Genomic DNA, 20401 nt, shown 5'->3' with positions numbered 1-20401 from the left:
TCATGACAGATACTGCGATAACGTATATGGATCAGACCGATACATATAAACACGCCATTGACCATCTCACTTCGATCGATGAGGATTGGGCGAGGCTGGTAGCAATTGTGGGGCCATGTACGCACCGGCCGGCGCCTGAGCGGGAACCCTACGAGGCTTTGATAAGGGCTGTCGCATATCAGCAACTGCATGCGCGAGCCGCTGATGCGATTGTCGCCAGGTTCCTGAATATGTATCCCGGAAACGTATTTCCGCGCCCGGCGCAAATTTTGGCAACACAGTCTGACGGTTTTCGTGCCTGCGGATTCTCGGCACGCAAGATCAGCACCATAAGACACATTGCAGAAGGTGCGCTCAGCGGCGTGGTGCCATCTCGCCATATCGCGGAGCAAATGCCCGACGATGAGCTCATTGCCCGGCTAGTGGAGCTACCCGGTATCGGCCGCTGGACAGTCGAAATGCTGCTCATCTACACGCTGATGCGAACAGATGTCATGCCAGCTGATGATTTCGGCATACGAGCGGGATACCGTTTTATCAAATCTCTCGACAGCATCCCAGATTCCAGGGAAATGCAAAAAGCGGGTTTACCTTGCAGCCCTTATCGAACCATCGCATCCTGGTATCTATGGCGCGTTCCATCGTTGCCGGGCTACGTGAAGAAGACAAGGGGAAGCTAGCATTTTCTCTGCGCCGTCAACGGCCACCTGAGCGAGCGGGCGTTGGCGCCGCCGCGCTTTTTTATCGTACTTTGGATAGTTTCCCGCGCTCCCACGCAAGCATTCTTATCGCACCGCCTCCCGCTGGTTTAGAATGCCGTCTTTGCCTAAAAATGCCGATGCACTTGAGCATAAGCACGAGCAGCTCCGTTTGGCGCTTTTTACCGGAGAAAACAGATGTTGTTTGAGCGGGTTAAATCGCTGGATCATATCCTTGAGTCGGCACGAACAAGGGGGCTCAAGCGGCAGCTGGGGGCATTTGACCTGACCATGCTTGGTATCGGGGCCGTCATCGGCACCGGCATTTTCGTGCTGACGTCGGTTGCCGCGGACAAGGCCGGACCAGGCATGATGTTTTCGTTCGTCATCGCTGGTTTCGTGTGTGGGCTGGCGGCCCTGGTATATTCCGAGCTCGCCGCCATTGTGCCGGTTGCGGGCTCAGCCTATACCTACTCTTATGCGGTATTTGGCGAACTGACTGCATGGATGGTGGGATGGGCGCTTATACTGGAATATGCGATAGCTGCGGCGGCGGTAGCTGTTGGATGGTCCGGCTACATCAATGGCTTCCTGCATGAGATAGGTTATGGATTGCCCCTGACTTTAACTGCGGGTCCACTCGACACCATCGTGCTGACGGATGGCACCATCGCTGCGGGAGGCTTCAACCTGCTGGCGTTTCTGGTCTCGCTCTTCGTCACTTTTCTGCTGGTCATAGGCACCGCAAAAAGTGCCAGATTCACCGCCATTCTCGTCGTCGTAAAGGTTATCGCACTCACGGCGTTTATCATTCTCGCCCTCCCCGCCGTCAATTCCGTCAACTTTGAACCCATGCTGCCCAATGGCTGGGGTACGCCGTTTTCCGGCGTCGGAATACTTGGAGCCGCCGCTTCCATCTTTTTTGCCTATGTCGGGTTTGACGCCGTCTCGACTGCGGCGGAAGAAACTGCCAACCCCAACCGTAATGTGCCCATCGGACTAATAGGTTCGTTGACGATTTGCACGGTTTTTTACCTGATTGTTGCCTTCGCGGCGGTAGGGGCTGTCGGCGCACAACCCGGGGGCGCGCTATCCTTATCCAAAGAACCTCTGGCCTTTGTGCTGCGGGAAGTGGGATACCCCAACATCGGCAACTGGGTGGCTTCGGCCGCCATCATCGCCCTGCCCTCTGTGGTGCTCATGATGCTGTACGGGCAAACCCGCGTCTTGTTCACCATGTCGCATGACGGGCTCATGCCCAAGTTTTTCTCCCGCGTGCATGATCGATATCACACCCCGCATGTGGTTACGTTGGTGACAGGTGTCGCCGTGGCCTTCTTCTCCGCGGTTTTCCCTGTCGGAATGCTTGCAGATATCTCGAATTCCGGTACGCTTTTCGCATTCTTCATGGTGGCGTTGGGCGTCATGGTGCTGCGCCGCCGCGAACCTGACAGGCATCGGCCTTTCAAAACGCCGATGATCTGGATCGTCGGCCCGTCCGCTATGGCCGGGTGCGCCTTGCTATTCGTAAGCCTAGGCTGGAGCACAATAAGATTGTTCCTGTACTGGGCCGTAATCGGTTTGATTGTTTATTTCGGCTACGCCCGGAAGCATAGCCATATAGGAAAACAGCAGGCAGGCGAGGTAGTAAACTGATCGGGGTTTATCAAAATTTCTATATTACAAAAGGACCATTCATGAAAATTTCCGGCTTTTCAAAGCACATCGTCATTTCCGCTATCCTTCTTACAGCAATGGTTTCACCATCTGCCGCCTTGTCAGGAGAGAAAACCGACATGCCGCTCAAGGCAAGCCTGGTGACTCAGGAACAGGCCAGCTTTACCCCCGATTGCCCCTCCAAGTTTGGCGGCACTGTCACCGGCACAGGCAAAAGTACGCACTTGGGCAAGGTTTCACTCACAGCTGCCGATTGCATTACGCCGATGGAAAATCATTTCACTTTTAAAGGTACATTCACGCTTACGGCGGCGAATGGCGACAAGCTGACCGGCGATTACATCGGCTCGTTCGTTCCAAAGGATGCTGCACCCATGTATAGCTATTCCGATGCCAAATTCAAGATAACGGGGGGAACAGGACGCTTTGCCCAGGCAACTGGTAGTGCAGAGCTACAGGGAGATCAGAACATACAGACGGGTAAAGGAAAACTTGAAGTGAACGGGTCGATTTCATATTAAAGCCGAGCAGCATCTATCGTTGCCCGGTTACTGCGCAACATCCACAACCTTTGGCGCCGCCTTTAAAGGACCCGGCCCTTCAGGCGTGACGCCGAGAAACAGATACAAGCCAGGGGGCCTCTTGCGCCAGCTAGGAGAAATCTTCGGATGCCCCTGTCAATGGCGCAACATCCTGGAGCTGATCAATCAATCCTGCTATAACAACGGCGAGCATGGTTTGAACGCCATTTTTCTGTTCAAAGCCATTTCACACCCTTCAAGGCGGAAAATTGCCGCGAGATGCTGATGAAATTTGCTGGCTAGCGTGGCTCATGGTGTTGGGCATCATGCTTGTGCTCATGCACGTGGTCATGCAAGTGAGAGTGAACGAGATTCCCGTGACGATGGAGATGGGTATGCATGGTGAGCTTCTTGCGTACAAGGCTGGCAAATAACGCCAGGCAGAATAATGAAGCGCCAAATAACACAATTGTTGCGCCCGAAGCGGCGTTGAAAATATAACTCAGGTAAATACCTGTGATTCCGGTTATTCCGCCTATGATAAGAGAATAGATCAACATCCTGCTGAAACTATCGGTCAGAATTCGGGCCGTTGCCGCGGGGGTAATAAGTGTGGCGGCAATCATGGTGACGCCCACCACATTCATCGAGGCGATGATTGAAAGTGTCAGGAGGCAGGAAAATATCAACTGTACCGCTTCCGTCCTGATGCCGAATACCTGCGCCGCCTCATTGTCAAAGGTGGAAAAAAGCAAAGGTCTATACATGAAGAAGATCATGATCATGGTCGAAATAGTGACGAGCCCGATCACCAGCAAGTCCTCGCCGGTAATACCGAGAATATTGCCGAACAGAGCCGCTTCAAAGCTTTGGCTAAAGGTGCGCACCTGACTGATAATGGCTACGCCCAACGCGAACATGGCAGTCGTAACAATACCTATCGCCGCATCCGGTTTGATCCTGCCGTTCCTGGTAATCCGATTGATCAATAGTGCGGCAAGCAGGCCCATCGCGCCCGCACCGGCATAAAAATTGAGGTTAAGCGTAAAGCCAACCACAGCGCCGCCAAACGCGGCATGTGATAAGCCGTGGCCGACATAGCTCATGCTGCGGAGTATTATGTACACGCCGATCACGCCGCATAGCGAACCCACCAGCAGCGCGGCAAGCAGACCGTGCCGGAAGAACTCATATGCCAGCGGTTCGAGGAGAAATTCCACTTACGGCTGGTCGACCATGACGTGTAAAGGCCTGCTGTTGGCGATCAGAAAATGGCCTTCGTGTCTGACTATGACGATGTCCCCACCGTATGTTCTGGTCAGGATCTCGTTGGTAAAAATATCGCAAGGCTCGCCTTGTGCGACGACGCCGTTGTTGAAGCAGATAACCCAGGGCAGGTGCGATGCGACTGCGTTGAGATCGTGAGTCGTCAGCAAAATGGTAACGCCCTCATCGTTGATATCGCCCAGCAGATGCAATACCTCATGCTGCGTCTTGATATCGACGCCCGATGTCGGCTCGTCCAGCACCAGAAGTTCCGGACTGTTGATTAGCGCTCGCGCGAGAAAAGCGCGCTGGCGCTGTCCACCGGAGGTATTGACGATATGATGACGGAGGATCTCATAAATGCCGAGCCTGTGAGCCAGATCTTGAACGCGCTCGCGTTCTCCCTTGCTGGGCCACGGCAAGACGCGCTTGCCGGTGTACAAGCCCATCATGATCACCTCCTCCACCGTGACGGGAAAAGCCCAGTCTATACTGCCCAGCTGGGGCACATAACCAATCGACTTCCGCCGCACCTTATCCAGTGGATGTCCATGCAGAAGTACATCGCCCGAAAAAATGGGCTGCATGCCCAAAATGGTTTTGAGCAGCGTGGTCTTTCCGCAACCGGTGGGGCCGACAATCCCTGCAAACCGCCCGACCGGAATTTCCAGCGATAATCGGGTGAACACGATGTTGTGTTCATAACCAGCGGTAACGTCGTTCAGGCTAATTGCGGAATTCATCCTCTCCGTCCTGCCTTCAAATTCCAGGTACGGCATTGCTTGTGTCGATGCCTGCCATGCAACGCGGCTTCCCACCGAGCGCCTCGGTCATCAGCGCAACATTGTTCGCCATCATGCCGATAAAAGAGTTGTTGGGCGGAGCGGGCAATTCGTCATCCGAAAGCTGATCTATGAATTTGACGCTGGTTTCACGCGCGATTTGTTCCATGACCTTGCTGGGAAAAACTTCCGAACCAAAAACGGCAGGCACCTTTTCCCGCTTTATCTGCTTGATGACGCGGATTACCTCTTGCGGACCAGGCTCGGAAAAATCAGATGGCTGAATAGCTGCGATGACCTTCATGCCATAGCGCGGAGCGAAATAGGCGAAGGAGTCGTGGTAGGTGACCAGTTTGCGGTTCGTCGGTGGGATGGTTTTGACGCAATCAAAGATGGCGTCATCCAACTTTCTTAGCTTGGCTATATAAGTTTCCGCATTTGCGATATAGCCTTTGCGCCGCGTGGGATCGAAAGCAACGAGGTCGTCCCGAACGATTTCCGCGTATCGGATGGCCAATGCAATATTGGGCCATAAGTGCGGATTGGGATGCCCCTGCTCCCGTGGAAAGCTGAAATCATAGCGCCAGTCTTCCTTGCGCAGTGTGCGATCGCCAAGCCGCAAAATAACTGTTGTGGCTTTTTTGACCTTTTCCGCCAGCTTCACCGTAGGCAGTTCAAGATCAAGGCCATTTACGATAATCATGTCCGCGGCTCCCAGTATCTTCGCATCCGCAGGGACGGGCTCAAAGGTGTGGGAATCGGTCCCGTCCGGAACGATTCCGATCACCTTAGCCAGCCCTGCGCCGACATTCTGGACAATATTGGTAATAGGGGCGACCGTGGTGACAATGATTATCTTTCTAGGGGAGTCTGCGGAATGGGCAACGCCGGGCAATGGCAAAGCCAGCAGAAGCAATAAGAACAGGATGGGAGGCCGGACAGCTTTCATGGTTTTCTATAGGTGGGGGTCCATATGAGGTTCGACTTGCAAGCTGGGAACCCTTTACCTCGCGATTAGTTGACGATAGCTTTGCATCAGTTCACCTTGAGGCAGCAAAGATATTATAAAATGTATGAAGAATTTACTTATCTTCATACATCACCTTGAGAGTATCAAGCTATTCCCATCCTGCTTGTTTCGGCAATGAGTATGACGAATTGGAAATATCTCATACTATACAGAAATTGAGTAGCGTGGCCTTGGTTCCCTAAGGATATTTTATAACCAGGGCCAAAGGATGGAACGACTCGCCGCATTGCTACCGGACCACAGGCCCGCATTAAAACGCGGGGGTTTTGCTGCTTCAGCCGCCCGAGCATCACGAATGCCGCGCCCGTCACTCGTCATCAGTATCGCATTGGTATTGACGGGAATCGGACCATCGCTTAATGCAGCAGGAGTACCGACGCTTCAGGAGGTGGTGGTAAAAGCCAAGGGCAATAATCATAATTTGATCGGAGCCGCCGAATCGGCGAATCAGGGGACTGTTCTCAAACAACAGATAGACCAGCGCACGGTTTACCGCCCGGGAGAATTGCTCGAAAGTGTACCGGGCTTGATCGTCACGCAGCACAGCGGAGAGGGCAAGGCCAATCAGTATTTCGCGCGCGGCTTCAATCTTGATCACGGCACGGACCTCAGAATATCCGTGGAGGGCATGCTTGTTAACCAGCGCAGCCACGGACATGGGCAGGGTTATTCCGACCTCAATTTTCTGATACCCGAGCTCGCTTCCTCTCTCCAATATCGGAAGGGCCCTTATTATGCGGATCAAGGTGACTTCTCATCAGCCGGCGCGGTCGATATTGGCTACGTCAATAAATTGCCCGCGGGGATCGCGAATTTCAGTGTAGGCAACCAGGGATTCATGCGGGGACTGGCCGCAAACTCTCACGGGGCAGGCGGAGGCACTATCCTCTATGCCTTTGAGTTAAATACAAAGGATGGACCGTGGCTCAGGAAGGAAAATTACAGGAAATTCAACGCGGTGTTACGGTATAGCCAGAGTTACGGAGACACCCGCTTCAATATCACCGCGATGGGTTACGGAGCCAACTGGAACGCCACGGACCAGATTCCCCAACGCGCTGTCCAAGCCGGTTCGATTTCACCTCTTGGCAGCATCGACCCCAGCGATGGGGGTGAATCACATCGTTTCAGCCTGTCTAGCGCATTGCAGCACAAGAGTAAGCTCGGGATTACCAGAATCAATCTCTATACCATCCATAGCAACCTTGCCCTGTTTTCAAACTTCACATACTTTCTGGACGACCCTGTCAACGGCGATCAATTTTCACAGGTCGACAAGCGGTTCCAATCGGCATTGAATCTAAGCCACGCCTGGGTGAATAACCTTGGCGGTTTCGCGTTTGAAAATACGGTGGGTGCGCAATTCCAGAATGACGTGATCGATAATGGCCTGTTGCATACCAGGCAACGGCAGAGCCTATTCACCACTCGCAAAGACCATGTGCTCGAAAACAGCATGGGGCTTTATTATCAGAATAGCGTCCAGTGGATGGACAAATTCCGGAGCGTGGCTGGAGTGCGCAGCGATTTTTACTGGTTCGATGTCCACAGTGACAATAGCCTCAACTCCGGCGAACAATATGACAGCATAACCAATCCCAAGCTGAGCCTGATCTTCGGGCCGTGGGCCAAGACGGAATACTACTTCAACTACGGCAGCGGCTTTCACAGCAATGACGCTCGCGGCGCCACGGCCACCGTAGACCCTAAGTCCGGCGAAGCGATAAGCAGAGTCAATCCTCTCGTCCGCTCTACCGGATATGAAGCAGGGCTGCGAACAGCGATCCTTCCCGGGCTGCAGGCATCGCTTACATTTTTCCGGCTGGATCTTGCCTCTGAACTGTTATTCGTCGGGGATGCGGGCACTACCGAAGCAAGCCGGCCGAGCAAACGCGAAGGGTTCGAAGTATCAGCTTTTTATATGCCGAATCACTGGCTGACCGTAGACCTGGATTACGCGCTGGCCAAAGCGCGCTTCACCGGCTGGGACCCGGCAGGTAATCACATCCCCGGCGCAATTCAGGGTGTGGGAAAAGCAAGTATCGCAGTGGATAATCTCGGCCCTTTCTTCGGCAGCATGCAATTCCGCTATTTCGGAAAACGGGCGCTGGTGGAAGATAATAGCCAGCAGTCGGATAACACGATGACCCTTAATGGTCAGATTGGCTTCAAGCTAAGCAAGAAGTTTCGCGTAGCACTGCAGGGCTTCAACCTGCTAGGTACAAAGGCCCATGCAATCGACTATTTCTATACGTCGAGACTACCGGGAGAACCGGCCTCCGGCGTGCCGGACAGACACTTCCATCCTATCGAATCTCGTTCGTTCCGCGTCAGCCTCACAGGGAATTTTTGATCTTCGGCAACTTTCGTAAAGTCAATCTTCAACTGCCTTGAATGGTGATTTTGAGTGGCAATTGCAATAAAGCGCTCACAATTGCCATCCCCATCCTTGTGATAGCTCGTGTCAGCTTGTGGTAAGCTATTAATCCAACGTCTTCTTCCTGAGAGGGAAATCTTGGAACGCCTTACCATTTCACTTGATAATCAGCTTTCCGATCAGTTCGATGCGTTTATACACGCACGTGGCTATACCAATCGTTCCGAAGCAATGCGCGACTTGATACGAGAGCAACTGGAAGCCTCCCGTTTGGAAAAAGAGGAGTCCGGCCATTGCGTCGCGACGCTCAGCTATATTTACAATCATCATGAAAGCGACCTGGCAACTCGCGTTACTTCGGTGCAGCATGACCATCACGAGCTTACTTTATCCAGTATGCATGTGCATATGGATCATGACAACTGCCTTGAGGTAGTTATCCTGCGCGGCACGATCAAGAGTGTTAAAGACTTTGCCAATCTCGTCATGGCGACTCGCGGTGTCCGCCATGGCAGCTTGCACATGGTACCGGTAGAGATCAGGCAAGAGCAACATTCAACCACCTCTTTTCCGCATTCTCATAGCAATCCGCTTACCTGATTATCCGATTCAGGCAAGGCAGCTTTCAATATGTGCGGCACAAACAAGAAAAACAGGGATTCCGAAGAAAACCCGGGCAAGCGCCTTTTCCTGAAACTGGCTGCCGCTTCCGCTCTCGGTCTCGGGTTTGCCGCAACAACAGGAAGAGCGGCATCCGCCATCGAAGCAAAAGCGCCGCCCCTGCCGGAAAATGTAGTGACGGCTGATGCCGCCTTGGAACGGTTGATGGCAGGCAATGCGCGCTACGTGGCCGGTCAGTCGACACTTCTGGATTTTAGCGACGAGCGGGGCGCCCTGGTTACCGGTTAGAATCCTTATGCGAGCATCCTAAGTTGTCCGATTCAAGGGTAAGTCCCGAATTCTGCTTCGACGAGCAGCGTGGCGATCTATTTGTAGCTCGCGTGGCCGTCAATTATTTAACCACCGACTGTGTGGCCACCCTTGAGTATGCCGCTGCGGTGTTGCATACGCCATTGATCATGGCGCTCGGCCATGAAAGTTGTGGAGCGGTCGGGGCCGCTATCGATGCAGTGGATAAAAACAGGCAATTTCCGGGTCACATTCAATCAATGGCAAGTGCACTGGCCCCGGCGGTCAGGGCTGCGAAAACACTGCCGGGCGAACGTTTCGAGAATGTGGTTAGAATGAACGTCATTCGCAATGTAGACAAGCTGCGAAAACAACCGCCGATTTTGAGCAAGCTAGTCGAAGAGAGGAAAATTCTCGTGGTGGGTGGCGTTTACAGCCTGAAAACGGGAGAGGTTACACTGGTGGCCTGACCACCGCACATCAAATTCCTTAATATTGCGCCGTGCCGGATCTCCACTGTCTATTAAAATCACGCCACTGGTCGCATGGGGAACTTATCCATGCCGTCGGCTTGCTTTCATTTGGCGGCAGGACCTGACCAATATTTTGATTTCCCCGCCGCGAACAGGAACATCCACATTACCAGAACAAACGGGAATGTAAGGGTTGGCAAGCCTATAGGTGTGAGAAAACTTGCCAGACCAGCCTGACACACCACGGTTAAAATGCCAGCCAAGATAGCCAATACAGCGCTTTTGCCGGAAGGTTTGAGAAAGACCCAGCCCAACGCCATCATTGTCAAAACTGGATTGAATGCATAAAGTCCCATTTCGATCAAGTTCTGGTTTGCCCCGAAAAGCATGGGTACGATAACGCCAACAAACGCGCCGGAGAGCGCCATCAGCGCACCCCGCCATGAAACAATCGCGATACCGGTTAAAAACAGAATGCCGACCACGACGCTATCGGCAAACATTACCTCGCCAATGCCTTTGGTCAGCGCCGTGAACCATACCTCGGCTGGAATCGCTCCAACACCCGTCACCACCGTGGGAATACCGGGCGGCGGCAAAATCGGACCCCGCGTAAAGCTGTCGAACGCATACACTGCAACCAGAAACATCCAGCAGGTCAGGACAAACGGAGATGTCGAAGCAGGAACATTATAAGGGTGAAGAATTCGCATCAGGGCGGCCAGCACAATGCTCGACAATATCGAAGCAAGCACGACATAAAGCCAGAGTTGAGGAGAATGCTCCAGGAACAGAAACAGGCAGGGGCCTACCAAGGTGCCATTAAAGCCGTACAACCCCGCATCGATATCATCTTCCGAAAACCCCAGAAGGTAAGCTGCAACGGTACTGCTTATCACTCCCACCGTTGCGGCAGCCCCCGCAGTCACGCTCCCGATGAAAAGCGCTACGAGGAAAATCAATCCGGTCACCGCGTTACAGCAAAAAAATACCTGTCCGACACCTCGCAGAATTATGCGTAGAGGCCGAGGAAGCGCTTTATCGATCGTTAATGACCAATTCATGATACTCAGCTCCTGGGTTTTTTATATACGATCTTTCTTATGCCGGGCAGCACAAGCGGGCCTCTTGAATTTTCCTGCTGCAAGTAGCCGGGAGCCAGTTTTCTCCTATCCTGATTAAACCTGGGAACGTGCGTCGACGGCTTGCGCCTTGATTTCGTCCAGTAGACCTTGTTTCGCAATGAAATCGACGATGCGGTCAACGCCCTCGCCGGTGTGCAAATTGGTAAACACGAATGGTCTTTCACCACGCATTCTTTTTGCGTCGCGTGCCATTACATCCAGATTCGCTCCCACATGAGGCGCAAGGTCGATCTTGTTGATGACAAGCAACGCCGAGCGTGTAATGCCAGGACCGCCCTTCCGCGGTATTTTCTCCCCGGCAGCTACGTCGATGACATAGATGGTGAGGTCGGAAAGTTCCGGGCTGAAAGTCGATGCAAGGTTATCCCCGCCGGATTCGATCAGGATGAGATCCAGATCAGGGAAGTCCGCTGTCATGCGCGCAATTGCCTCCAGGTTGATCGACGCGTCCTCCCGGATCGCTGTGTGAGGGCAACCGCCGGTTTCCACGCCCATCAGGCGCTCAGCCGGGAGCGCATCGGCACGCAACAGAATTTCCATATCTTCTTTGGTATAGATATCGTTCGTAATAACCGCCATATCGTATCGATCGCGCATTTTCTTGCTGAGCGCTTCACACAAAGCGGTCTTTCCCGAGCCTACTGGCCCGCCTATTCCGACGCGTAGAGGATTTGATAATTTTTTCATGGATATCCCGTATGAATAAATTCAGGATCGGTAGATCCTGCTGTATTGAACTTCATGTTGCATTGATAATAACGATAACCCCGGTGCCCAGCTTGATAGCTCATCATCTGCCAGCAGCTGCGCGCGTTGCGATGCCGCTTCAATTTCGGGATGCAGGGAAAAAAGAAGCCGCTGGCCAGATACCTGCCCAAGGGGCACCGATTTCACGCAAGCCAGCGTCTGATTTTCGATAGTGGAAAACAGCGAGCCAAGCAGAGCTTCGTGATGGGGCACAGCCAATGCCGTCGCAGCACAGGCAAACGCTGTCGGCAACGGTATTTCATGCTGGTCCGCGAGTATCTCCAGCAGCGTATCGTCCGCAATCTTCAGGTCAGCCACCAGCTTGCCGAGCGAATATCCCATTTGAATGGTCTCCGCACGGAATTCGGCGGTATCGCGCGCTGCAACGAAACGTTCCGTCCAATACGTGACGGCTGCCAAGTCTCGCGCCGAAAAAGCCTTCAACAGACGCCAAAGTACCGGCGCTTCAAAATCGGCGACTATACCCAGCGATTCGATAATCCAGGCTCGGGCCGAGCTTTCATCGTTGACAATGCCTGTCTCGATAGCCGACTCCAGACCCTGCGAATAGGTATATGCGCCAATGGGAAGCGACGGGCTCGCCAATTGCAGCAGGCGTAGCAAGGAAGTGGCGTGCATGGCTGTCACCTCATGTTCTACCGTTGCTGATCCGAGGGCCGGTGAATCTTTTGATGGGCCGGAATGGGAGCCAATGGCCCATGATCATGAGAATGAGCGTGACCGTCGCTCCCATGATGATGATGGCCGCTCCCCCTGCTGTAGGCGCCGGCTTCCGGCTCGAATTGCGCATTTTCTTCGACCACCGTCGCGCCCAGGCCCTCGAGCATTTCCTTCAATACGGTGTCCTGGTAGATGCGCAGAAAACCTTCTTCCACCTGGGTCTGCGTATGACGATTACCGACATGAAACGCGCAGCGCAACAAATCTCGCGAGGTAGCGCAGGTAATCCGGTACGTGAGTTCTTTCGCCGCGACGATTTGAATCACCCGGCCGTCATTGCCCTTGAGCAAATCGTTGTTGCGCAGCACCGTACCCCGCTCAGTAAAAATTGCAACCTCCTCTCCCGAGGCAAGCGTAGTGCGCAAGCGGCTGTTTTCACGCAATTCATAAGGCAGGACAAGCTGCGCGAAAATGGATTCCGCGTGTTCTATCTTGGTATTCAAGGTAAGCATTTATGGCCTCAAAACAAAAAGTATCGCTGCGCCATCGGTAAAACATCTTCTGCTCCGCACGTCAACAGTTGTCCGTCGGCGCGCACTTCATAGGTTTCGGGATCAATTTCCATTTTAGGAGTCGCACCATTATGAATCATGTCCTTCTTGCGCAAATTGCGCGTGTTCTTGACCGCAATCAGGTTCTTGTCCAGCTTCAGATTATCAACCAGTCCTGCATTCAGCGCTGCCTGCGAGGTAAAAGTGAAACAGGATATTTTGATTGCTCCGCCGTATCCGCCGAACATGTACCGGTAATGCACAGGCTGCGGGGTCGGGATAGACGCATTCGGATCGCCCATCAGCGCGGCGGCGATCATTCCGCCTTTCAGGATCATGGATGGCTTGACGCCGAAGAATGCGGGCCTCCACAAGACGAGATCAGCGTATTTGCCGACCTCTACGGACCCAACGGCGTGGGAAACCCCGTGCGTGATCGCAGGATTGATGGTGTACTTGGCTATATAGCGCTTCACCCGGAAGTTATCGTTCCTCGAACTGTCTTCCTGCAGGGAACCGCGCTGTATTTTCATTTTGTGGGCAGTCTGCCAGGTGCGCAACACGACCTCGCCAATACGGCCCATTGCCTGCGAATCCGACGACATCATCGAAATGGCGCCCATGTCATGCAGAATATCTTCGGCCGCGATGGTCTCCTTTCGGATGCGCGATTCCGCGAAAGCAAGATCTTCCGCAATGCTGGCATCGAGATGATGGCACACCATCAGCATGTCCAGATGTTCGTCCAGCGTGTTGACGGTGTAGGGCCGCGTCGGGTTGGTGGATGAAGGCAAGACATTTTCCTGACCCACAACCTTCATGATGTCGGGTGCATGGCCGCCACCTGCCCCCTCCGTATGGAAAGTATGAATCGTCCGATCCTTTATCGCAGCGATCGTGTTTTCTACATATCCCCCTTCATTGATGGTATCGGTGTGGATGGCTACCTGAATATCATTTTTATCCGCGACATCCAGGCAATTATCGATAGCCGCGTAGGTAGTGCCCCAGTCTTCGTGCAGTTTCAGCCCGCAAGCACCGGCCACAATCTGTTCTTCCAGCGGGGCCGGCATGCTGGCATTACCCTTGCCGAAAAACCCTGTATTCATCACCATCCCGTCCGATGCTTTCAGCATTGACTTGATGTGCCATGGGCCCGGGGTACAGGTTGTTGCCGAGGTGCCGGCCGCCGGGCCCGTCCCGCCTCCCAGCATGGTGGTAATCCCATTCATCATTGCGTCCTCCTCCTGCTGCGGACTGATGAAGTGGATATGGACGTCGAGCCCGCCCGCCGTGATAATTGAACCTTCGCCGGCAATAATTTCGGTTGCCGCGCCGATGGCCATCGTGATGTCAGGCTGGATATCCGGGTTTCCCGCTTTGCCTATTGCCGCGATCTTGCCATCCTTTAGACCAATATCCGCCTTGACTATGCCCCAGTGGTCTACAATGACCGCGTTGGTAATTACGGTATCCATTACATCAGCATGACTGCGCTGTGATTGACCCATCCCGTCGCGGATCACCTTGCCGCCGCCAAATTTGACTTCTTCGCCATATGTAGTGAAATCTTTCTCGATTTCAATAAGAAGTTCCGTATCGGCCAGACGGATGCGGTCGCCGGTAGTAGGGCCGACCATTTCCGCATAGGCCTGGCGGGAAATTTTAAAAGTCATTTTCTGCTCCTCTGTAGATTATTCGCGGCACTGTTATTTCAGCTTGCCCATCACTTTCTGGTTGAACCCATACACCGTCCGGTCTCCGGCGAGTTCAACCAGTTCAATAGTGCGTTCCTGACCAGGTTCAAAACGTACCGCTGTGCCCGCCATGATATTCAGGCGCATGCCGTAAGCCGCCTCACGGTCGAAATTCATTGCCGAATTGACTTCATAAAAGTGAAAGTGCGAACCAATCTGTATTGGTCTGTCGCCACCGTTCGAAACTTTCAGCGTCTTGGTTTTTCTGCCGACGTTCAGTTCAATCTCGCCAGGCTGCACAAATATTTCACCTGGAACTAATGGTATTCTTGCCATGGCTAATCTCCGGGGTTTTCAAGGAATGGGGTTGTGGACAGTCACCAGCTTGGTGCCATCCGGAAACGTCGCCTCGACCTGGATATCAGGAATCATTTCGGGAACGCCCTCCATCACGTCGGCGCGCGTAAGTATCTTTCTGCCCTCCGACATAAGCTCAGCAACTGTATTGCCATCGCGCGCCCCTTCCATTATTGCGCAGGTGATCAATGCGACCGCCTCCGGATAATTGAGCCGCAAGCCGCGCGCTTTCCGTCGTTCCGCCAATAACCCTGCGGTAAATATTTGTAACTTGTCTTTCTCTCTCGGCGTAAGATCCATTTGACATCTCCTCGGTAAATTAACGGCTGCTTCTATTCTCCACAGCGCTAATACGTAGCACATTTTTAAAATGGCGAAAAAATAGCCTGTTCACCAGCGGCCTTATGTGTTCCACAACCTGGGCACCATGGCCTGCCGGTTCAACATGACTGGACGAAGCAAGCCCCAGGCGTGCAACATTATGCGGCGAGCAATTTCGCTCGAATGCCCCAGGTAGCGCATGACGATAATGGATTTAAATTGCGTAACGCCGAAATTGCCTGGGCTATCCCCTATGGCATCCGCGCCCTCACTCATTTCACGTAGCAGCGCGGCAGGAACTGCTTTGCCTACTGCAATCAGGGTTGCGCACACGGTGCTGCCGGAGAGTACCAAAGGGCTTTTCATGGCTGTGCTGCCGCCTTCCAACCGGGACTGCTCGAACCAGATTAATTTACCATCGCGACGGATGCTGCTGCGCTGCCTGATCTGCCCTCCCGTGAACGACTCGCCGGACGCGGTGCGACCAAAGCACAGAATTTCGCAGCCGATATAGCTCGCATCCTTTTCCAGCGCAACGCTGTGGTCCAGCATGACTTGTGCATTGTCGAAAAAAATGGTTTCCTGCGGCACCCACTCAAGTGTTCCTCCGGGGCCCACGTCAAGTTTTATATTCTGGTACGAAACACGGCCGTTGGCTTTGTACCACTTGGCTGCGCCGGGGGTAGTGATTTGCGCGCTTGCTGCCGGGCCAACCTTGGCGGTGACCTCCAGCTTATCCCCGCCGACAACTCCGCCAGGCGGGTGCACGATCACGACCTGGCACACTTCACGGCCTTCCGGATAGAGAGGTTTTTGCACCAGCAACGGGCCAAGGTGGTTTCTCTCGGTCAGCCGGGTAGCACCGGCGTCTTTCGTAAAACCCAGCGTCAAGCGGGCTTGCAAGGGCGCATGCGGCACAGCGGGTACCGGATTCGATAAAGATTTCGCGGGGTACAAACGATGGACCGGAGCAGCAGGCTCCTTTCCCGTTAAAAGGTTTTCCGCATTAGTAGTCGGATACATTTTTGTTGTTGTATTTATGATTTAGCTGAATCAGGTTTCCTGAAATCGGTCTCCATCACATCCCTTTCTGAGCACGTTACACACAATCTTGCATGATGTAAACCGAAACATAATGATGTTCATGCTCTTTAACCCCCTGAACGATATAAGGATTTATAACTTTGTCCTACACTGAACCTCAGATGGCAACGGAGCAGAATGATTTCCCGCCTTGCAGTCCATTCGCCTTTTCTCGCCCCTATGCCGGACTGAGCAGTTCTCGCCCGATTCTTGTTTCCGAGACTACCGTTCGCAGCTCAGGTATTACATTTGCAACTGGAAGGACAATTTAAAAATATCCACCTTGTCTCCTGTCACATCAGGTGCATAGTTCAAGCCCTTGGTAAAGAGATCGCCATGCTGGTAATACGCCGAAATACGCGCATTGAAGCCATCGATGATGTAATTCACGCCACCCTCGATCTCCTCGCGATTACTGCTGTGATCAGGCTGAATACTGGTAAACCTGCCGTAAGGCTGGAACTGCCCAATCCCTATCTTGACGGGTATCAGGTAAAGCCCGGTGACCGTCCATGATTTTCCATCGAATATGCAAAAGCAGCTTGGATCGGCAAAAGCGAGAGGGGAATAGTTGGCATAGAATTGCTTGTACTCGCCGTTGAGGGTGAACACGCCCGTATTTTTCGGCAGCACTTTTTCAAACAGGATATCGCCCACAAGACCAAGAAAATCACTGCGATTGGCAAATGAACCCGCGCCATCTTTCTGATACGATGCGCCGAACGCCAGCGCAAGAATGTCTCCCGCTTTACCGAAATAGGTGCTGCTGGTGTAATAGCCCGGGTTTTTTTCGGGGTTCAAAAAATTGTAGGTGAATCGTCCGGCCCAGAGCACGCTATCACCCTGGTTTGGCCCAACGGTGCTGGATGACTGGAGCCCTCTGTATACCCCGACAGCATAGCCGAGCGTACCTTTGATGAATCCGGGTTCGACGCTGCCCCAAAACGTTCCACCGTCATCACGGCCATAGCGGCCCGCGCCTCCGCTGCCAAACTTGGTGCTGAAATCCTGCGAGAAAAAAGGTGTTTTGAAGGCATCATGAGTAGCCTGGAAAAAGGGTCCGCTCAGTTCGCCCCGCTCCGTAGGCACCAGCATGCGCCCGCCCCATATATTGAAATACCGGTTAACCTCCAGTTTTCCTATCGCATCAAGAATATTGTAGGACATCCTGGGATTGTCACTGGACTGGGTGTTATTACAGAAAAAGCATTCCGTGTTGATCTCGAACTTCACATATTCATGGACCTGCCCATTGAAATAAACACGGGCGTTGTCAATGCTGAAATCATTCCTGAAGCTGCCGGTCGCACGGTTTTCCACCCATAAGCCAGTGCCGCGGAACCCCATGCCAAGTGTCATCCATCGGGTATCGTCAATCGCCCATTTTGGTTTACTCAAAGGCGTATGGTCCACGGCGCGGGCTTGGGGTGATAAGGATATAAAGCCTGCCGTTAGCGCTAGCAGCGTCGCTAACCGGGCAAAAAAGCTTCCTCTTCGCTTACCCCGGTCATTTTCCTGGAAAGCGTTCCCAGCCGTCATTAATTCGTAGCCAACCATTTATATCCCCTTCATGACAGTACTGAACAAGATATCCCCGAGTATGTCTAATTTTTCTCCAAGCCATCGCGGGCGTCCGTCACGTGTCAACACCCACTTGATTCTCGTGAACAGACAGCTAATTCTTTCCAATCCTCAAAATGCTATCATTAACGGAATAGCAAAGATGCAGGGGATTCCTGACAGGATATTCCTTTGTTCCTACATTTTGTTTCAGCGTTACCTCTAGTAACCTTCCCTATCATCCGTTGCAAGAGTCCATTCCAGAAAGAAGGGGCGGCCAAAAAAAAGTGATTCGCAAGAACAGGTCATCGGTTTATTTAAAAGGAGCGCAGGCGGTAATATCTCAGAAAGCTCTGCTGCGGTATGATTTTTCCGGTGTTTGCTATGGGTGGCAAGACATGATTTTACAAGGCGAAACGGAAGAACATGAGAATCAACGTTTTCACGAATTTTTTTCTTGTCATTATTTTACTGGGACTCGGCTTGCTGATAGCACTCTCTTCCCAGGCACTGGGCACTCTTGACGATGTCATAAACGCCGAGCGCCAAAAACACCACTCCCTGCAGCTTGCAAATGAGCTGTTCCGGAGTTCCGAAAACCTCACCAAAATGGCCCGAGGCTACGTGATAACTGGCAACTCGAACTACGAGCAATTTTTTTTTGAGATCCTCGGCATTCGTAACGGAACACTGCCGCGCCCCGCAAAGTACTTGAATAACTATTGGGAGGTAAACTGGTTTCCCGTCCAGGCAGAGTCCGATAATCCTATCTCCCTGATGGAACTGATGCGTCGCGAGGGTTTTAGCGAGAGGGAGCTCGATCTCCTGCGACAATCGCAAAACATTTCCGACAATTTGGTCAATCTGGAAAAACAGGCTTTCGCTGCTGTAAGGGGGTTATACGACGACGGGTATGGCAACTTCACCGTAGCCGGCGCGCCTGATCGCGATTTCGCTATTGATCTGTTGTTCGGTCAGCGTTATATAGCTGAGAAAACCAGAATCATGCTCCCGATCAGCGAATTCACGCAGATGCTGGATATTCGCACGCAAACCACGCTCAGCACCTTGCAGGGTAAATTTCAGCAGCAAATGCTGTTGATACTGGCATTGCTTTGCATCGGGCTACTCATCGTGGTATGCGCCGCTTTCCTTGTGCGGCGCAATGTCCTGCGTCCACTCGATCATCTCAGGCGCCAGGCGAGCAGCATCGCGCGCGGCAGCTATTCCACCCGCTGCGACATCTCTACGCATAATGAAATCGCCAAGGTCGGCGCTGACTTCAATACCATGGCAGAAGCCATTGAACATGAAATTACCAAACTCAAGCAGGTCGAGGGATCGTTGCGGGAGCGATTAAAGGAAATTCGCTGTTTTTACGGGATTCGCCGCGGCATGGAGTCAGGTTCGCTTGAGGAAGTTTGCAAAACCATTTTTGTGCAACTCATCGCGGCAATGCAGTTTCCGAACATTACCACAATCAAGATTGAACTCGACGGCAAGCAGTTTGTTTCCGGCCAATATGATAAAGATCATATACGCGTATTACGAAAGCAAATTCTGGTATACGGCGAGGCTTGCGGCTCTATTGCCATATTTTACAGTGAGGATCGGCCCTTCTTACTGCCAGAGGAGCAGAACTTGATCGACGTTGTCGGGGACGATCTGGGGAAGTGGCTTGAGCGCAAGCACGCAGAGGCAATGATTCTTACCGAGCAGGAGCTTAGGGTGCGCGATGCAGCAACACGGGAATTTGCAGCCCATGTAGAGCGCATGCGGGAAGAAGATCGCAAATATATCGCCCGCGAGATTCACGATGAACTGGGCCAGCTTCTGGCGGCATTGCACCTGGAAATTTCGTTGCTGAAGAGCGGACAGGTTAATAGAAGCGAAAAACTGGAAATCATCAGGCATAACATGCTGGAATTGGTGGATCAGGCAGGCCAGAGCGTGCGTAATGTGGCAGAACATCTGCGTCCGGCTTCACTGGAGTTCGGAATCATATCGGCAATCAGAAAACTGACCAACGAATTCAGCAAACATAGCGGCCTGAACTGCACATTGCAGCTGATGGAAGCGCCAATCGACCTGGATGAAAATCAAACGGTGACCATATTTAGAATCGTCCAGGAATCTCTGACCAATGTGACACGGCATGCCGAAGCAAGTTGTGTCAAAATCACCCTTTGGCAGAATGCGGATGACTTTATGGTTGAGGTACGTGACAACGGCAAGGGGTTCGATCCCGCGAGCGCCCCTAAGAAAAAGTCATTTGGCCTGCTTGGAATGCGAGAGCGCGCCGCTGTACTGGGCGGCAGTATCGATATCAGCAGTGTGCCGCAGCAAGGAACCGTGGTTAGCATGTGTATACCGATGAAGCAAAATAAGGAGAACGGACTTTCCGCTCACAAATGAACAAGTGCTGGTGGCACGAACTGATCAAATCAGCAGGCCTGTTTTTTATAACCTGGCATATTCCGGGGACGAATGGGGTTTGAGCTACCCCGGCTTTTCTCCGGGTATATT

At 52.7% G+C, this 20401-nt stretch carries 20 protein-coding genes; 8 read left to right on the top strand and 12 right to left on the bottom strand.

What is annotated here, in order from left to right; all coding sequences use genetic code 11:
* Window positions 1–2: 2 nt before the first annotated feature.
* The 3 genes from BMZ14_RS02100 (at window position 3) to BMZ14_RS02090 (ending at window position 2896) form a co-directional block, all read left to right on the top strand.
* Window positions 3–680, top strand: coding sequence for a DNA-3-methyladenine glycosylase family protein (locus tag BMZ14_RS02100; RefSeq protein ID WP_083396583.1), 678 nt, complete (start codon window positions 3–5; stop codon window positions 678–680).
* Window positions 681–896: 216 nt separating this feature from the next.
* Complete coding sequence (locus BMZ14_RS02095) at window positions 897–2354, top strand: amino acid permease (RefSeq protein ID WP_074794069.1); 1458 nt, start codon at window positions 897–899, stop codon at window positions 2352–2354.
* 41 nt (window positions 2355–2395) lie between these two features.
* A complete protein-coding gene (locus tag BMZ14_RS02090) occupies window positions 2396–2896 on the top strand; it encodes a hypothetical protein (protein WP_074794068.1) in 501 nt (166 codons plus the stop codon).
* 299 nt (window positions 2897–3195) lie between these two features.
* Here BMZ14_RS02090 and BMZ14_RS02085 read toward each other — a convergent pair whose 3' ends face one another.
* The 3 genes from BMZ14_RS02085 to BMZ14_RS02075 are packed head-to-tail and all read right to left on the bottom strand — an operon-like array spanning window position 3196 to window position 5893.
* Window positions 3196–4116, bottom strand: coding sequence for a metal ABC transporter permease (locus BMZ14_RS02085; protein ID WP_074794067.1), 921 nt, complete (start codon window positions 4114–4116; stop codon window positions 3196–3198).
* On the bottom strand, window positions 4117–4905 hold the full coding sequence (locus BMZ14_RS02080; RefSeq protein WP_074795459.1) for a metal ABC transporter ATP-binding protein: 789 nt from the start codon (window positions 4903–4905) through the stop codon (window positions 4117–4119).
* Window positions 4906–4921: 16 nt separating this feature from the next.
* The gene (locus BMZ14_RS02075) at window positions 4922–5893 is read right to left on the bottom strand and encodes a metal ABC transporter substrate-binding protein (protein WP_074794066.1); all 972 of its coding nucleotides are present in this window, start codon (window positions 5891–5893) and stop codon (window positions 4922–4924) included.
* 289 nt (window positions 5894–6182) lie between these two features.
* Between BMZ14_RS02075 and BMZ14_RS02070 the strand changes: the two genes are divergently transcribed.
* The 4 genes from BMZ14_RS02070 (at window position 6183) to BMZ14_RS15330 (ending at window position 9730) form a co-directional block, all read left to right on the top strand.
* Entirely contained in the window at window positions 6183–8327 is a 2145-nt protein-coding gene (locus BMZ14_RS02070) for a TonB-dependent receptor (protein ID WP_256208319.1), read from the top strand.
* Between the two features lie 162 nt (window positions 8328–8489).
* Window positions 8490–8951, top strand: coding sequence for a nickel-responsive transcriptional regulator NikR (gene nikR, locus BMZ14_RS02065; protein ID WP_074794062.1), 462 nt, complete (start codon window positions 8490–8492; stop codon window positions 8949–8951).
* 30 nt (window positions 8952–8981) lie between these two features.
* Window positions 8982–9260, top strand: a complete 279-nt coding sequence (locus tag BMZ14_RS15335; protein WP_256208317.1) for a carbonic anhydrase — start codon at window positions 8982–8984, stop codon at window positions 9258–9260.
* Window positions 9261–9283: 23 nt separating this feature from the next.
* Entirely contained in the window at window positions 9284–9730 is a 447-nt protein-coding gene (locus BMZ14_RS15330; RefSeq protein WP_256208316.1) for a carbonic anhydrase, read from the top strand.
* A gap of 107 nt (window positions 9731–9837) precedes the next feature.
* On the opposite strand, the gene yut is transcribed toward BMZ14_RS15330, so the two are convergent.
* The 9 genes from yut to BMZ14_RS02015 form a co-directional block, all read right to left on the bottom strand.
* Window positions 9838–10797 carry an urea transporter gene (gene yut / locus BMZ14_RS02055; protein ID WP_074794060.1) on the bottom strand — a complete coding sequence of 320 codons (960 nt, stop codon included), beginning with the start codon at window positions 10795–10797 and terminating at the stop codon, window positions 9838–9840.
* Between the two features lie 114 nt (window positions 10798–10911).
* Complete coding sequence (ureG, locus tag BMZ14_RS02050; protein WP_074794058.1) at window positions 10912–11565, bottom strand: urease accessory protein UreG; 654 nt, start codon at window positions 11563–11565, stop codon at window positions 10912–10914.
* 21 nt (window positions 11566–11586) lie between these two features.
* Window positions 11587–12264, bottom strand: a complete 678-nt coding sequence (locus tag BMZ14_RS02045; RefSeq protein WP_074794056.1) for an urease accessory protein UreF — start codon at window positions 12262–12264, stop codon at window positions 11587–11589.
* 17 nt (window positions 12265–12281) lie between these two features.
* A complete protein-coding gene (gene ureE / locus BMZ14_RS02040; protein WP_074794054.1) occupies window positions 12282–12818 on the bottom strand; it encodes an urease accessory protein UreE in 537 nt (178 codons plus the stop codon).
* Window positions 12819–12826: 8 nt separating this feature from the next.
* A complete protein-coding gene (gene ureC / locus BMZ14_RS02035; protein ID WP_074794052.1) occupies window positions 12827–14533 on the bottom strand; it encodes an urease subunit alpha in 1707 nt (568 codons plus the stop codon).
* 33 nt (window positions 14534–14566) lie between these two features.
* The gene (locus tag BMZ14_RS02030) at window positions 14567–14890 is read right to left on the bottom strand and encodes an urease subunit beta (protein WP_074794050.1); all 324 of its coding nucleotides are present in this window, start codon (window positions 14888–14890) and stop codon (window positions 14567–14569) included.
* 18 nt (window positions 14891–14908) lie between these two features.
* On the bottom strand, window positions 14909–15211 hold the full coding sequence (gene ureA, locus BMZ14_RS02025; protein ID WP_074794048.1) for an urease subunit gamma: 303 nt from the start codon (window positions 15209–15211) through the stop codon (window positions 14909–14911).
* A 102-nt stretch (window positions 15212–15313) separates the two neighbouring features.
* Window positions 15314–16150, bottom strand: a complete 837-nt coding sequence (locus BMZ14_RS02020; RefSeq protein WP_256208315.1) for an urease accessory protein UreD — start codon at window positions 16148–16150, stop codon at window positions 15314–15316.
* Between the two features lie 408 nt (window positions 16151–16558).
* Window positions 16559–17872, bottom strand: a complete 1314-nt coding sequence (locus BMZ14_RS02015) for a hypothetical protein (RefSeq protein ID WP_256208314.1) — start codon at window positions 17870–17872, stop codon at window positions 16559–16561.
* 429 nt (window positions 17873–18301) lie between these two features.
* Here BMZ14_RS02015 and BMZ14_RS02010 point away from each other — a divergent pair, with 429 nt between their 5' ends.
* Window positions 18302–20290: an ATP-binding protein gene (locus tag BMZ14_RS02010; protein WP_074794044.1), complete on the top strand. Its 1989-nt coding sequence runs from the start codon at window positions 18302–18304 to the stop codon at window positions 20288–20290.
* The last annotated feature ends 111 nt before the right edge of the window (window positions 20291–20401 follow it).

The organism is Nitrosospira briensis (genome assembly GCF_900115125.1).
Taxonomy (GTDB): domain Bacteria; phylum Pseudomonadota; class Gammaproteobacteria; order Burkholderiales; family Nitrosomonadaceae; genus Nitrosospira; species Nitrosospira briensis_A.
This window is presented reverse-complemented; position numbering and strand designations above follow the sequence as displayed.

Coding starts and splice junctions, on each gene's coding strand:
- BMZ14_RS02100 (WP_083396583.1), top strand. CDS start 3: ATGACAGATACTGCGATAACGTATATGGATCAGACCGATACATATAAA.
- BMZ14_RS02095 (WP_074794069.1), top strand. CDS start 897: ATGTTGTTTGAGCGGGTTAAATCGCTGGATCATATCCTTGAGTCGGCA.
- BMZ14_RS02090 (WP_074794068.1), top strand. CDS start 2,396: ATGAAAATTTCCGGCTTTTCAAAGCACATCGTCATTTCCGCTATCCTT.
- BMZ14_RS02080 (WP_074795459.1), bottom strand. CDS start 4,905: ATGAATTCCGCAATTAGCCTGAACGACGTTACCGCTGGTTATGAACAC.
- BMZ14_RS02075 (WP_074794066.1), bottom strand. CDS start 5,893: ATGAAAGCTGTCCGGCCTCCCATCCTGTTCTTATTGCTTCTGCTGGCT.
- BMZ14_RS02070 (WP_256208319.1), top strand. CDS start 6,183: ATGGAACGACTCGCCGCATTGCTACCGGACCACAGGCCCGCATTAAAA.
- BMZ14_RS15335 (WP_256208317.1), top strand. CDS start 8,982: ATGTGCGGCACAAACAAGAAAAACAGGGATTCCGAAGAAAACCCGGGC.
- yut (WP_074794060.1), bottom strand. CDS start 10,797: ATGAATTGGTCATTAACGATCGATAAAGCGCTTCCTCGGCCTCTACGC.
- ureG (WP_074794058.1), bottom strand. CDS start 11,565: ATGAAAAAATTATCAAATCCTCTACGCGTCGGAATAGGCGGGCCAGTA.
- BMZ14_RS02045 (WP_074794056.1), bottom strand. CDS start 12,264: ATGCACGCCACTTCCTTGCTACGCCTGCTGCAATTGGCGAGCCCGTCG.
- ureE (WP_074794054.1), bottom strand. CDS start 12,818: ATGCTTACCTTGAATACCAAGATAGAACACGCGGAATCCATTTTCGCG.
- ureC (WP_074794052.1), bottom strand. CDS start 14,533: ATGACTTTTAAAATTTCCCGCCAGGCCTATGCGGAAATGGTCGGCCCT.
- BMZ14_RS02030 (WP_074794050.1), bottom strand. CDS start 14,890: ATGGCAAGAATACCATTAGTTCCAGGTGAAATATTTGTGCAGCCTGGC.
- ureA (WP_074794048.1), bottom strand. CDS start 15,211: ATGGATCTTACGCCGAGAGAGAAAGACAAGTTACAAATATTTACCGCA.
- BMZ14_RS02015 (WP_256208314.1), bottom strand. CDS start 17,872: ATGGTTGGCTACGAATTAATGACGGCTGGGAACGCTTTCCAGGAAAAT.
- BMZ14_RS02010 (WP_074794044.1), top strand. CDS start 18,302: ATGAGAATCAACGTTTTCACGAATTTTTTTCTTGTCATTATTTTACTG.